The organism is Mycobacterium sp. NGS64 (genome assembly GCF_059812245.1).
Genome location: NZ_JCALCI010000002.1, coordinates 700,198 through 714,659, shown reverse-complemented (window position 1 = coordinate 714,659; position 14,462 = coordinate 700,198). Strand labels below are relative to the sequence as shown.

Sequence of the window (14,462 nt, the reverse complement as noted above, 5' to 3'; positions counted from 1 at the left end):
GCTCGTAGATAGCGCGGGTCGGGGGGTCGTAGTTTTGCCCGCTGGCGGTGCGCAGGCTTACTGGTGATTGGCAGGTAGGTGCGCGCCGAATCGCCGGCCGCAGCGCGGATTGGCTTGAATTTCGATTACGCCCGCACAAGCAGTCGGTCGTGCGGTCAGCGGCTGTGCCCCAGCAATCAAGGGGCAGCCGGGTCATGCCAATTCGACTTTGCCGTTCTGGCCGAGCAGCAACCCGCCGTTGCCGCCGGTGCCGGGCGTCCCGGGCGGCGTACCAGTCCCGCCGTTGCCGCCGTCGCCGATCAACACCGCGCCCCCGCCATTCCCGCCGGCGCCGCCGGGGCCGGTTTGGGAACCGGAGCCCCCAGCGCCGCCGTCACCGCCGTCGCCGATCAGCCCGGACTTGCCGCCGGCGCCGCCGTTGCCACCGCTGGTGAACGCGGGGGCGCCCGCGCTGCCGGCGCCGCCGGCCCCGCCGTCGCCGAAGAGCATGCCGCCGTTGCCGCCCGCCCCGCCGGCCCCGCCGCTGAACCCGCCGCCGCCGCCGACGCCGCCGGCCCCGCCGTCGCCGAAGAGCATGCCGCCGTTGCCGCCGGCTCCGCCCACTCCGCCGGTGCCGGTGCCTTCGTTGCTCCCGCCGGCGCCGCCGGCCCCACCCGCGGCGCCCAGGCTCAGGATGCCGGCGTTGCCGCCGCGCCCGCCGGCGCCCGCGGTGGTTTGGCTGAATCCGCCGGTGCCGCCGTTGCCGCCGCCGCCGAACAGCCCGCCGTTTCCGCCCGCCCCGCCGGCGCCGCTGGTTCCGTTGAGGCTGCTGAAACCGCCAGCCCCGCCGTCCCCGCCGCTGGACATCAGCCCGCCGTTGCCGCCGGCCCCACCGGCCCCGCTGGTGAGGCCAAACCCGCCGTTCCCACCAACCCCGCCGCTGGAGAACAGCCCGCCGTTGCCGCCGGCCCCGCCGGCCCCGCCCGTTCCGGTGCCGCCCACGCCGGGTGTAAAGGCGACGGCTCCGGCGCCGCCGCCCCCGGCGGCGCCCCCGAGCATGCCGGCATTGCCGCCGGCCCCGCCGGCCCCTCCAGTGCCGGTGGTCGGCGCCCTGCCGCCGGCCCCGCCGGTTCCGCCGGCACCAAGCAGCCCGCCGTTGCCGCCGGCCCCGCCCGTTCCGCCATTGCCGGTCGTCGCGGCGCCGCCCCCGCCGCCGGCGCCGCCGGCGCCGAACAGTCCTCCGCCGGCCCCGCCGTGCCCGCCGGCGCCCCCGGTGGCGCCGACCGAGCCGGCCCCGCCGCTGCCGCCGTTGCCGAACAACCACCCGCCGTCCCCGCCGGCGGCCCCCGTTCCCGCAGCCCCGTTGGCGCCATTGCCGATCAGCGGACGCCCGGTCGCCGCCTCGACGGGCGCGTTGATCGCGTTGAGCGCCTGTTGCTGCGCGATGTGCAGGGGGTCGGTGCTGGCGGGAGCGTTGAAGCCGTCCAGACCCAGCAGCTGACCGCCGATGCCGCCGGCGCCGGTCTTGCCCAGTGCCGCACCGAGGCCGAGGTTGCCGCCGTTACCGCCGTCGCCGATCAGCATGCCGTTGCCGCCGGGCCCGCCAGTGCCGCCGACGCCGCCCCCGGAGGAACCTCCGCTACCGCCGTTGCCGCCGTTGCCGATCAACCCGGACCTGCCGCCGGCGCCGCCGGCGCCGCCCAGGGTGGATGCGCCTTCGCCGCCGGCGCCGCCCGCGCCGCCGGAGCCAGTGAACAGGCCGGCAGCGCCGCCCGCGCCGCCGCGCCCGCCGGCCGTGGGGCCAAACCCGCCGGTACCGCCTGTCCCGCCGTCGCCGAACAAGATGCCACCGTTGCCGCCCGCCCCGCCGGCCCCGCCGCTCCCGGTCGCCGGGGTGATGCTTTCGCCGCCCGCGCCACCGGCGCCGCCGGCCGCTCCGAGGCTCAGCATGCCGGCGTCGCCGCCGGCCCCGCCGGCCCCGCCGGCGACCGAGCCGTGTCCGCCGCTGCCGCCGTGACCGCCGGCGCCGAACGTCCCGCCGGCGCCGCCGGCCCCACCGAGCCCGCCGGTCCCGCCCCCGCTGAATCCGCCGGCCCCGCCGGCCCCGCCGGGGCCGAACATCCCGCCCGCGCCGCCTGCCCCACCGGCGCCACCGGTCCCGCTACCCAAGCTGGTCCCGCCGACCCCGCCGGCCCCACCGCTGGAGAACAGTCCGCCCGTCCCGCCCGCGCCACCGGCTCCGCCGGGCGCGGTGACGCTGTCAGCGAACCCTCCGGCGCCGCCGGTCCCGGCCGCGCCGTACAGCAGGCCGGCGTTACCGCCGGCGCCGCCGGCCCCCGCGACCGTTTGCGAGTTCCCGCCGGCCCCCCCGACCCCGCCGGAACCGAACAGCCCGGCGGCCCCACCATGGCCGCCGGCCCCGCCGGGGCCGGCGAAGGTGGTTAAACCCGCCCCGCCCGCCCCGCCGTTGCCGATCAGCCCGGCGGCCCCGCCGGCGCCGCCGTTTCCACCGTTGACGCCCGCGTTGCCGGATCCGCCGGCGCCGCCGTTGCCGATCAACCATCCGCCGTTCCCGCCCGCCGCGCCGGTCCCCGAGGCGCCGTTGGCACCGTTGCCGATCAGCGGGCGCCCGGTCGCCGCCTGGATGGGCCCGTTGATCCCGTCGAGCAGGGTCTGCAGCGGCGAGACGTTGGCTGCCTCGGCGGCGGCAAACATCGCCCCGCTGGCGCTCATGGTCTGCACGAATTGCTGGTGGAACAGCGCCGCCTCGGCGCTGAGGGATTGATACGCCTGCGCGTGCCCGGCAAACAGCGACGCCACCGCAGCCGACACCTCGTCGGCGCCGGCGGCGAGCACGGCCGTGGTCGGGCCGGCAGCCGCCGCGTGGGCGGCGCTGAGCGCCGATCCGATGTTCTCCACATCCGCCGCCGCGGCCGCCACCAGCCCGGGGTCCACTATCACGAACGACATCGCTGTCCTCCCGATCGTCACCAGGCAATCGACTCAACGATGCGAATCATCGGGGCGGCGAACGTCGGTCAAAGCTCGTAGATCTCGCGCGACCGGGGGTCGTAGATTTGCGCGTTCGCAGCGCTTACCGCTCAGCCGCGGCCGGCCACTTCCTGGGCGAGTTGCACGCGAGAGGTGATGCCCAGCTTCGCGTAGACGTGGGTGAGGTGGGTTTGCACCGTCCGCCGGGAGATGAACAGCCGGGCGGCGATCTCGTTGTTGGCGAGCCCGTCGGCGACCAGCCGCGCGACGTCACGTTCGGTCGGGGTCAGGGACGCCCAGCCACTCGTCGGGCGCTTGCGCTCCCCGCGACCGCGGCGCGCGTAGGCGACCGCCTCGTCGAGCGAGAGCCGGGCGCCCTCGGCCCACGCGGCGTCGAAGTCTTGCCCGCCCATGGTGTCGCGCAGCGCCGCGACCGTGCGCGCGTGATCCGCGTCGTAGATCCGGAACCGCACCGCGCCGATCTGCCGCCGAATCGTGTCCGCGGCACCCAGCAGCCGCGCCGCGTCGCGATGGCTCTGGCCGTCGGCGGCCAGCCGACCGAGGCATTCGAGGATGTCGGGGACGGCGAGGTGCGCCCCGTACTCCGCAGCGCAGCCGAGCGCCTTGTGGGCGTCGCGCTCCGCCTGATCCGGCTCGCCCTTGGCGATCGCGACGCGCGCGCGCCGGGTCAGCGCCCGGGCCAGGTGCCAGCCCGCCGACGACGCGACCTGGTGGTCCGCCCAGCGTCCGGCCTCGATCAGATCGCCGCGCGCCAGCGCGACCTCGACGATCGGGTTGGCGATCGCCGCACCCAGCTCGCCCTCGACGGCCACCCGCTGCTGCGCCGCCTCGGTGGCCGCGGTCGCCGCCGCGACGTCGCCGGCGGCCAGCGCCGCGGTGGCCAACACGGCATAGCTGAATCCCTCGTTGTACGGCCACAAATCCGACGCGGCTTCCAGCGACGCGCGGGCCGCCGCCGCGGCCGCCTCCACCTCGCCCTGGAAGGAGAGCACCAGGCTGAGGCTCAGCCGCGCGCCCCACCGGAACAGGACATCGTGCGCCGCGTCGGCATCGGCGGTCACCTCGCCGAACTGCTCGACGGCCTTGACCAACTCGCCCTTCATCATGTGCGCCAAGCCCAGGGTCCAGTGGCACGAACGCGCATGGAACCGGTCGCCGATCGAGGCGGCGAGCTCGCAGCCTTCGCGGGAGGTCGTCTCCGCGGCGACCGGATCGCCGGCGTAGAACGCGCCGTTCGCCTGCCAGGTGAGGATCTGGATCAGCCGCCATTGGTCATCCAGTGTGCGGGCGATGCCGATGGCCTCGGCCAGGTAGGGGCGGGCCGCGTCGGCGCTGTAGGAAGCGATAGCCCCGCAGGCGGTGAGGGCGCGGGCCAGCAGCGCGGGGTCATCGATCTGGCGTGCGATCGCCACGGCCTGTTGTGCCTGCTCGAGGTTGTCGCCGATGCTGCGCGACGCGTCCAGGGCCGCCTTGTCGGCGAGGGCGCGCCCGCGCACCACGGCCGAGATCCCGGCGTTGTCCTCGGGCAGGGTGGCGTCGAACCACGCCAGCCCCTCCTGGATGCGGCCGCGGGTCTGCCACAGCGGCTGCAGCGACGACGTCAGCTCCAGCGCCCGCTCGATGTCCCCGGTTTGGCGGCTCCACGCGAACGCGGCCCGCAGGTTGTCGATCTCGATCTCGACCTGTTCGATGCGGCGCTGATGGTCGGGGTCCGCGGGGCTGTCCAGCAGGGCCGCCAGTGCGGCGTAGTAATCGCGGTGCCGCGTGTGCACCTCGTCGGCCTCACCGGATTCGATCAGCTTGGCCATCGCGTAGTGGCGCACCGTGTCGAGCAGCCGGAAGCGGGTCCTGTCGCCGGCGTTTTCCGCCACCACGAGGGACTTGTCCACCAGCTGGGCTAGCCGGTCGAAGATCTGGAGTTGCTGCGCCGGGTCGCCGTCGCCGATGACCCGCGCGGCGTCGAGGTCGAATCCGGCCCGGAAGACCGCCAGGCGGCGGAACAGCACGCGCTCCGGCTCGCTCAGCAGCTCGTGGGACCAGTCGACCGATTCACCCAACGTCCGTTTGCGCCGCGTCCCGGGGCGGACGCCGGTGACCAGCCGGAACCGGTTACGCAGCCCGTCGAGGATCTCGGTCAGCGACATCATCCGCACCCGCGCCGCCGCCAGCTCGATCCCCAAAGGCAGGCCGTCCAGGCGCTCGCAGATCTCGCGCACCGCGGCGGTGTCGTCGACGGCGATGTCGAAGTCGGGCCGGGCCAGGCGCGCACGGTCGACGAACAGTTCGATCGCTTCGTCGGCGAGCGACAGCGACGGCACCCGCCAGGTCACCTCGCCGGACACCCCGATCGGCTCGCGGCTGGTGGTCAGGATCGTCAACTGCGGGCAGGCCCCCAGCAGCGCGACGGTCAGGTCGGCGCACTCGTCGATCAGGTGCTCGCAATTGTCCAGGACGAGCAACACCCGGCGATCGCCGAGGAACCGCACCAGGGTGTCCGTCGCCGAACGGCCCGGCTGGTCGGGCAGGCCCAGCGCCCGAAGCGCCGCGACCGGCACCACGTCGGGGTCGGTGACCGGCGTCAGGTCGACGAACCACACGTTGCCGTCGAATTCGGCCGCCGCCTGCGCGGCCACCTGGACCGCCAGCCGGGTCTTGCCGACGCCGCCGGCGCCGGCCAGGGTCACCAGCCGGTTCTCGTACAGCGCCTTGACGACGTCGTTGGTCAGGGTGACGCGACCCACGAACCGGGTCAGTTGCACCGGGAGGCCGTGCGGGACGACGCTGCCTGTGGTGCGCAGCGGCGGGAACTCGACATCCAGGTCGGAGTGGCACAGCTGCGCCACCCGTTCGGGGCGCGGAAGGTCGCCGAGTTGATGGGTGCCGAGATCGGTCAGCCAGGCGTCGGCCGGCAATTGGTCGACGACCAGGTCGCGGGTGATGCCCGAGAGCAGGATCTGGCCGCCGTGCGCCAGGTCGCGCAGGAGTGCCGCCCGTTCGGGGGTCGAGCCGACGTAGTCGCCGGCGTCGTCCAGCTGAACCTCACCGGTGTGCACGCCGATTCGCAGCCGGATCGGCGCCAGCGGCGCGCGCTGCAACTCCACAGCACACGCCACCGCGTCGGTCGCGTGCGCGAAGGCGGCCATGAAGATGTCGCCGACGCCCGGCTCGATCGCCAGCACGCCGTCGTGAGCGGGGACGACCTCGGAGGCGGCGCGGTCCAGCCGCACGAGCGCGGCCGTCATTTGCTCCGGCCGCGACTCCCAAAGTCGCTCGGAGCCCTCGAAATCGGCGACCAGAAGGGTCACCGTTCCCGTGGGCATGAACTCTCTGAAGCCAGGGTCACTCCTGTTCCATGACCGTATGCCCCCGCGCACATCAGTTTCGCTCATGCCACCCACCCAGGGTCCAATTCCAACGCAAATTCATTGAGGTCATCGGGGCGGCGGAGGAAGCCACGGCGGGCCCGCGGACACGGTCTGCCGCTTTGCCGCGGGCGGTCCTACGACCCCGAGCCTCGCTGCATTTACGACCCCTCATGCTCTGTATCTACGCGATACGACCGACGTTAGTTCGACGCAATCCCCCGCATATTTGACTCGTTTCCAACACACGTCGGGGGCCGGGTTCGCAATTCGCTGCGTTTTCACCCCTCGCCCGACGGCGAGCGATCGGGAGGGACGGCAATGTCGTACGTGGTAGCGGCCCCGGAGATGCTGGCGGCCGCATCGGCGGATCTGGAGGGCATCCGCTCGGCGTTGAGCGCGGCAAACGCGGCGGCGGCGGCTCCGACCTCCGCGGTGGCGGCGGCCGGTGCCGACGAAGTCTCGGCCGCGATCGCCGCCCTGTTTTCCGGGCACGCCGAGCTGTATCAGGCGCTGAGCGCCCGGGCGGCGAGCTTTCATCAGCAGTTCGTTCGGGCCATGAGCGCCGGCGGGGCGCTCTACGCGGAAGCCGAGGCCGCCAACGCGTCCATGATCGGGGCGCCCACGCAGGCCGCGGCGCAGGACGTCCTGGCCAACTTGGGCATCGGCAACGTCGGCGCCGGCAATGTGGGCGGGGGCAACAACGGCAACGGGAACGTGGGCAGCGGCAACAGCGGCAACCAGAACCTGGGCAGCGGCAACATCGGCAGCGGCAACGTCGGCAACGGAAACAACGGCATCGGCAACGTCGGCGACGGCAACCGTGGCAGCCAAAACCTGGGCAGCGGGAACGCCGGCAACAACAACACCGGCTTCGGAAACAACGGCATCGGCAACGTCGGAGCCGGAAACCTCGGCAACACCAACGTCGGCAACGGCAACCTGGGCAGCGGCAACATGGGCAGCGGGAACCGCGGCGACGCGAACATGGGCTTCGGGAACCGCGGCAGCAACAACGTCGGCGCCGCGAACACCGGCAACCACAACATCGGTTTCGGCAACACGGGCAACAACGACATCGGCTTCGGGCTGACGGGCGATAACCAGATCGGTTTCGGCGCACTGAATTCCGGCAGCGGCAACATCGGCTTCGGCAATTCGGGCACCGGGAACATCGGCTTCTTCAACTCCGGGACGGGAAACGTCGGCATTTTCAACTCCGGCAACCACAGCTTCGGATTCGAGAACTCGGGCAGCTTCAGCACCGGGTTCACCAACTCCGGTCAGGGCGACACCGGCTTCCTGAACAGCGGATTCAGCAACTTCGGTGCGGTCAACGGCGGCTCGAACAACATGGGTATGTTCAACGGCGGCTCCCAGAACTTCGGGATGGGGAACTCCGGCTTCCAGAACACGGGCAGCGGCAACGCCGGCTCCCTCAACACCGGTGACGGCAACGCCGGCAACTTCAACACCGGGTGGGGAAATTCGGGCGCGAGCAACACCGGCGGCTTCGACTCGGGCAACCTGAACACCGGCTTCGGCAGCGACATCACGCCGGCCGGGGTGAAGAACTCGGGCTTCGGCAACAGCGGCCTGGACAGCTCCGGCTTCTTCAACGCGGGCGGCGATACGTCCGGCTTCCAAAACGCCGGCCTGGCCTTCGAGTCGGGCTTCCGAAACTCGGGCAACGGCAACAACGTCGGAATCGGCAACTCGGGCAGTTTCCTTGCGGGGATTGGAAACACCGGCTTCGACAACATCGGCATCGGCAACTCGAACGTCTTCAACTCGGGCATCGGTAACTCGGGCAACGACGATTCCGGCTTTTTCAACAAGCGTGACGCGCAGTCGGGCTTCTTCAACTAAGGACGTGTGATGAGTTTTTTGGTGTTGCCGCCGGAGATTAATTCGGCGCATTTGTACTTGAGCGGTGCGGGGCCGGGTCCGATGTTGGATGCGGCGGCGGCGTGGGAGGGTTTGGCGGGCGAGTTGGGTTCTGCGGCTTCGTCTTTCGGGTCGGTGACGTCGGGGTTGGCGGGTGGGGGGTGGCAGGGTCCGGCGGCGGTGGCGATGACGCAGGCGGCGGGGCCGTATGTGGGGTGGTTGAGCGCGGCGGCGGCGCGGGCGTCGGGGGCGGCGGGTCAGGCTCGGGCGGCGGCGTCGGCGTTTGAGGCGGTGGTGTCGGCGTCGGTGCATCCGGCGGCGGTGGCGGCCAACCGTAGCGAATTGGTGTCATTGGTGCGTTCAAATGTGTTGGGGCTCAATGCTCCGGCGATCGCTGCGGCCGAGGCGCAGTACGAGGCGATGTGGGCCGCGGACGTGTCGGCGATGGTGGGCTATCACGGCGGGGCGACGGCGGTGGCCGCCCAGCTGGCTCAGGCCGCGCTGCCGAACATCAACCTGGGCCTGGGCAACATCGGCAACCTCAACCTCGGCGCCGGAAACGCCGGGAACGCCAACGTGGGCGCCGGCAACGCCGGCAACGGCAACGTGGGCATGGGAAACCTCGGCAGCGGAAACGCGGGCAGCGGAAACTTCGGCTCCGGAAATGTCGGTAGCGGGAACTTCGGCTCCGGAAACTTCGGCAGCGGAAACCTCGGCACCGGAAACGTCGGCTCCGGTAATCGGGGCAACTCCAACATGGGCTCGGGGAACCGCGGCAGCAATGACATCGGCTTCGGAAATACGGGCAGCCATGACTTCGGCTTCGGAAACACCGGCAGCAACGACATCGGCTTCGGGCTGACCGGCGACAACCAGATCGGCTTCGGCGCGCTTAATTCCGGCAGCGGCAACCTCGGCTTCGGCAACTCCGGGACGGGAAACGTCGGCTTCTTCAACTCCGGCACCGGAAACGTCGGCTTCCTCAACTCCGGGACCGGGAACTTCGGATTCGGAAACGCGGGCGACACCAACACCGGGTTCTGGAACTCGGGCATCACAAACACGGGCTTCGGGAACGCCGGCGAAGTCAACTTCGGCTTCGGCAACGCTGCGTCCTTCAACTTCGGCGCCGGGAACGCGGGCAGCTCCAACTTCGGATTCGGAAATTCCGGCGGCGACAACACGGGCAGCTTCAACACGGGCGGCGACAACACCGGCGATTTCAACAACGGGATGTTGAACACAGGATGGGCGAACTCAGGGAACACCAACACGGGCGCCTTCAACACTGGCGACCTCAACACCGGCTTCTTCAGCGCGATCACCCCACCGGGAATCGTCAGCTCCGGGTTCGGTAACACCGGCGCGGGGAGTTCAGGGTTCTTCAACGGGGGTTTCGACAACTCCGGCTTCATGAACACCGGCGCGGGCTTCAACTCAGGCTTCCACAACACCGGCGGCGGCGTCGACGCGGGCATCAACAACTCGGGCGTCTTCGCCGTGGGCATCGGCAACGCCGGCGCCGACGTCACCGGCATCGGGCTGGCGGGCCTGCTCTCCTCGGGCATCGGGAATCCGGGCAACTTCAGCTCGGGGTTCTTCAACAAGGCGTTCTCACAGGCCGGGTTCTTCCACTAAGGAATGCCCGGATGACGATCTACGACCCCGCACTGCGCGGATCTACGAGTTTTGACCGACGTAGTTGCGTTCACCGCTTCGCATAGTTGGGACCGTGATGTGGGAGTTTTCGTTGTTGCCGCCGGAGATCAATTCGGCGCGAATGTATGCCGGCGCGGGCGCGGGCCCGCTGTTCGTGGCGGCGACGGCCTGGGATGGGCTGGCCGCAGACTTGCGGTCGTCGGCGTCGTCGTTCGCCACCGTGGTCTCGGCGCTTGTCGGCGGCCCGTGGACGGGCCCGGCGTCGCAGGCGATGGCGGGTTCGGCCGCGCCCTACGTGTCGTGGTTGGCCGGGTCGGCGGTGCAGGCGGAGGGCGCCGCGGCGCAGGCCCGGGCCGCGGCGACGGCGTTCGAGGCGGCGCAGACGGCCACCGTGCATCCGGTCGCCGTCGCGGCGAACAGCGCGCAGCTGATGACGTTGGTGGCGACGAACTTCCTGGGCCAGAACTTCCCGGCGATCGCGGCCACGGAGTTCCACTACATGGAGATGTGGGCCCAGGACGTCGCCGCGATGGCCGGCTACCACGCCGGGGCGATGTCGGTGGCGTCGTCGTTGACGCCGTTCGCGGCGCCGCCGGTTGACTTGGCCGGAATGGCGGCGCAGGGCGGCGGGGCGGCCGATCCCCTCTCGGCCCTGGTGGCCGCGCTGCAATCACTGGTGTCCGGGGCGCCGCTGTCGTCATTGTCGTCGCTGGCCCAGGTCGCGACCTTGCCCGTCAGCATGCTGATGTCGCCGATCATGTCGCTCGCGCAGGGGGCGAACGCCGGCACGGCGGGATTGGCCAACGCCGCGACGGTGGGGGCCGACGCCCCGAAGTTCGTCGGGAGCACCGCTCCGGCGACCACGCCGCTCGGCGGTGGGGGCGCGGGTTCTGCGATGGGGGCGGGTATGGGCAAGGCGCGGCTGGTGGGGTCGATGTCGGTGCCTCCGACGTGGCAGGGGTCGATGCCGGCGCGGATGGTCACCGCGGCCATGTCGGGGCTGGGCGGCGAAATCCCCGGTGGCGCTGGGGGTGTCGGTTCTGCGGCGGGCGGCATGCCAATGATGCCGATGCCGATGGGCGGCATGGGCGGCGGCGCGGCAGGCGGGATGTTGGGCCGCGGCGGGGCCAGTCCGCATGTGGTGCAGTCGCGGCCCAGCGTGGTGCCGCGCGTCGGGGTCGGATAGGGCGGGGGTGAGCGGTCGGGCTGTTGAGATCCGCCGTGCGTGACGCGGCGGCACAAAGAGATTGATCACTTCTTGAAAGGAGCAAACCGGTGGCTACTCGGTTTATGACCGATCCGTATGCGATGCGGGAAATGGCGAGCCGTTTCTCGGTGCACGCGCAGACGGTCGAGGACGAGGCGCGACGCATGTGGGCGTCGTCGCAAGACATTTCGGGCACGAGCTGGAGCGGGGCGGCCCAGGCGACGTCCTACGACACGATGGGACAGATGAATCAGGCGTTTCGCAACATCGTGAGCATGCTGCAGGGCGTGCGCGACGGGCTGGTCCGCGACGCCAACAACTACGAGCAGCAAGAGCAGGCTTCGCAGCAAGCGTTGAGCAGCTAGGAGATTTGGCAATGACGATCAATTACCAATTCGGTGACGTGGACTCGCACGGGGCGCTGATCCGGGCCCAGGCGGCGTCGCTGGAGGCCGAACACCAGGCGATCGTGCGAGACGTGTTGGCGGCGGGGGATTTCTGGGGCGGCGCCGGGTCGGTGGCCTGCCAGGAATTCATCACGCAGCTGGGTCGCAACTTCCAGGTGATCTACGAGCAGGCCAATGCCCACGGCGCCAAGGTTCAGTCCGCGGGCAGCAACATGGCCAGCACCGATTCGGCAGTGGGCTCCGGCTGGGCGTGACCAGTGGCCCCAGGCGCGGGTAGCACAACGGCGTGCTGCCCGCGCCCTGTCGCAGGCCTAAGTGACTGCGGCCGCGGCGGTTTCGGTCGCCATCACCTCGGCGGCCGCGCGCTCGCCCGAGCGGATCGCACCGTCTATCCACCCGCACATGATCGCCGAGCTCTCGGTGCCGGCCCAGTGCACGCGGCCGCAGGGCTCCCGCAGGGTATAGCCGAATTCGGTCAGCACGCCGGTCGGGGCGTGGCTGATCATGCCGCCACCGGAGTAGCGCTCGGTGGTCCAGTTCTGTTCGTGGAATTCCAGCGGCGATTTGGCCTTGCTGCCGAACCGATCGACCAGTTCGGCGATCACCGCCGCCTTCCGATCGGGCTCGTCCATTTTTGTGAGCCGACGCGCGGCCGGCCCCTCGGTGATCACGCACATGATCCCCGGATCCGCGGTGTTCGTGCAGGCGTCGATGGTGAGCGTGGCCGGCGACCCGGGCGCGGCCGACTGGCCGCACAATCCGTCGGCGCGCCAGAACGGCTCGTCATAGATGATCGAGATCTTGATGACGGCGCCACTTGGCATGCGCTGGTGCAGAAGTGCCCGATCCACCGGCAACATCGGTTCGTACACAATCGAACTGGCGATGGCAAGCGGGATCGCGACAATGGCCCGCCGCGCCCGCACCGTCAGGCCGTCCGCGGTGACCGTCACGCCGTCGGCGTCCTGGGCGATTTGTCGGACGGGGCGCGAAAGGTGCAGCGCGTCACCGAGTTCGGCAGCGATCTGCCGGTAGATGGCACCCATCCCCCCGACGGGCCGGGCGTCCTGGGCGCCGCCCTTGCCCGAGATGACGAAGGTGGGGCCGCCGCCCGAGCCCATCTGTAGCAGCGCCCACAGCAGCGACGTCTCCGAACCGGCCGAGGTGTACACGCCGGACAGCGCCATGTCCAGCATCTCGCGGGCCTGCTTGGACATGGTGTTCTTGTCGATCCATTCCCCCAGGCTGATGCGGTCCCACTCGGCGGCGTTCTTCGCCTCCCACGGCGCTTCGCGCGGAATCGATTTGCACATGTTCTCGATCGAGAGCAAACCGACACCGAGGTTGGCGACCGCCCACGGGCTCATCGACCAGGGGATGGTGCCACCGTAGCGGTGCTTCTTGCCGTCGATGACCATCATCGCGTCGCCGTCGTTGTGCTGTTTGTATTCGGGCACGCCGAACTCGTCCATCATCGCGTAGATGCGATCCTGGCCCGGCCCGACCCAGGCGCCACCGCGGTCGATCCAGGTGCCGTCGTCGCGAGTGACCGTGAACGTGCGACCGCCGACCCGGTCACGCGCCTCCAGCAAGGCCACCGAGTGACCGCCTTGCTTCAGCCGCAGGGCGGCCGTCAAACCCGCGAACCCGGCTCCGACCACGCAGTAATCGACGTCCGACACGACTGGCTCCTTCACCTGGCCCCGCCCCAGCAGCAAACTACACCGATAGCGGTGCCGGCAGTAGCGTGTTCACCCCGATTTCTCGGGCGATTCAGCGACGGCGGCACGGCCGCAGCCGGGTCCGGCCGCGGGGGGCGCGGCAAAGCCCTTGTCGCGCTTGGTCGTTGGCGTCAAAGATGATGGGCCTGATTGCCGCCGCGGCGTTTGGCGGTGTACATCGCGCTGTCCGCGACGTCGATGAGCTTTTCGATGAGTCCGGGAATGTCGGAGGTTCCCATCGGAGACAGCTCGGCGGTGGCCGTGCCGATGCTGGCGGTCAGCCCCTGCGGAAGGGCGGCGATGGCGCCGCCCAATCCCGCCGAGATCGCCTCCGCGTCCGGCGACGGGCCGACGGTGGCGATGAGGAACTCTTCGCCGCCCGCGCGGCACAGCACCGCCGTCGGCGCCGCCTGCTGTTGCAGCACTTCGGCGACGGCGACCAACGCGCGGTCGCCCGCCGCGTGGCCGAGGGTGTCGTTGATGCGCTTGAACGCATCCAGGTCGACCATGGTGATGGTCAGATGGGTGTCGTCGGCGTGCGGATCGCGAAGTCTGCGGGTGAGGGCGGCGATGAACGCCCGGCGGTTGAACAGCCCGGTCAGCGAGTCCTCGTCGGCGAGCTCGGCGTAGGTTCCCATGGCGCGCGACATCCCTCGCATCGCCACGGGGAACGACACGTTGAGCATCGCGATCACCCAGAACGCGGCGAGCCCGGTGCCGGCGTCGACCTCGCGGGCCAGGTGCACCGCTGCCGCGACGGTGACGATGCCGGCCAAGGTGGCGCTGAACGCCAGAAATCTGTTGTTGTGGAACAGGGCGACGTACCCGCTGTTGGTGGCCATGGCGCAGCAGCCGACGGCCGCCAGGGCGGCGGTCGGCTGGGTCAGGCTCCACGCCGCGATGCAGGTCGCGGCGATGACCCCGAAAATCTCCGATTGGACCCGCGTCGGCCAGCGCGTCAGCCAGTAGACGCTCACCGCGACGACGAAGACCGCCGCGCCGGCGTCGACGAGCACCACCTCGGCCGTCGGGCGACGCATGCTGAGCATGGTGGCCACGGGTACCAGCGCCGATATCGAGGAGATGACAGCCAGGGTCACCTGTGCCGCGCGAAGCAGTCCGCGCTCGCGCAGCGTGGCCGTGATCCAGTCGTAGTGATCGGGCTCGCCGAGCCACGACGTGAACCGGGACACGCTGCACCTCCCTTCAGGGGATAGCTCAGCACCAA

At 70.8% G+C, this 14,462-nt stretch carries 9 protein-coding genes; 5 read left to right on the top strand and 4 right to left on the bottom strand.

From position 1 onward, the window contains the following. Positions 1–192 precede the first annotated feature (192 nt). Positions 193–2,949, bottom strand: coding sequence for a PE family protein (locus AC5Y4S_RS11655; RefSeq protein ID WP_500032807.1), 2,757 nt, complete (start codon positions 2,947–2,949; stop codon positions 193–195). 131 nt (positions 2,950–3,080) lie between these two features. Further along, positions 3,081–6,311 (bottom strand): LuxR C-terminal-related transcriptional regulator, encoded by a 3,231-nt coding sequence (locus AC5Y4S_RS11650; protein WP_500032804.1) that lies wholly within the window; start codon positions 6,309–6,311, stop codon positions 3,081–3,083. 363 nt (positions 6,312–6,674) lie between these two features. On the opposite strand from AC5Y4S_RS11650, the gene AC5Y4S_RS11645 reads away from it, so the two are divergent. The 5 genes from AC5Y4S_RS11645 to AC5Y4S_RS11625 all read left to right on the top strand — a co-directional run bounded on the left by AC5Y4S_RS11645 (position 6,675) and on the right by AC5Y4S_RS11625 (position 11,767). After that, complete coding sequence (locus tag AC5Y4S_RS11645) at positions 6,675–8,222, top strand: PE domain-containing protein (protein WP_500032801.1); 1,548 nt, start codon at positions 6,675–6,677, stop codon at positions 8,220–8,222. A 9-nt stretch (positions 8,223–8,231) separates the two neighbouring features. Further along, positions 8,232–9,878: a PPE domain-containing protein gene (locus AC5Y4S_RS11640; protein ID WP_500032798.1), complete on the top strand. Its 1,647-nt coding sequence runs from the start codon at positions 8,232–8,234 to the stop codon at positions 9,876–9,878. A 94-nt stretch (positions 9,879–9,972) separates the two neighbouring features. Beyond that, positions 9,973–11,085, top strand: a complete 1,113-nt coding sequence (locus AC5Y4S_RS11635) for a PPE family protein (protein ID WP_500032793.1) — start codon at positions 9,973–9,975, stop codon at positions 11,083–11,085. A gap of 89 nt (positions 11,086–11,174) precedes the next feature. Further along, a complete protein-coding gene (locus tag AC5Y4S_RS11630) occupies positions 11,175–11,471 on the top strand; it encodes a WXG100 family type VII secretion target (protein WP_068108169.1) in 297 nt (98 codons plus the stop codon). Between the two features lie 11 nt (positions 11,472–11,482). Next, the gene (locus tag AC5Y4S_RS11625) at positions 11,483–11,767 is read left to right on the top strand and encodes a WXG100 family type VII secretion target (protein WP_068108167.1); all 285 of its coding nucleotides are present in this window, start codon (positions 11,483–11,485) and stop codon (positions 11,765–11,767) included. 57 nt (positions 11,768–11,824) lie between these two features. Here AC5Y4S_RS11625 and AC5Y4S_RS11620 read toward each other — a convergent pair whose 3' ends face one another. After that, positions 11,825–13,195 carry a flavin monoamine oxidase family protein gene (locus tag AC5Y4S_RS11620; RefSeq protein ID WP_500032786.1) on the bottom strand — a complete coding sequence of 457 codons (1,371 nt, stop codon included), beginning with the start codon at positions 13,193–13,195 and terminating at the stop codon, positions 11,825–11,827. Between the two features lie 170 nt (positions 13,196–13,365). Next, a complete protein-coding gene (locus tag AC5Y4S_RS11615) occupies positions 13,366–14,427 on the bottom strand; it encodes a GGDEF domain-containing protein (RefSeq protein WP_500032784.1) in 1,062 nt (353 codons plus the stop codon). Between the last annotated feature and the right edge of the window lie 35 nt (positions 14,428–14,462).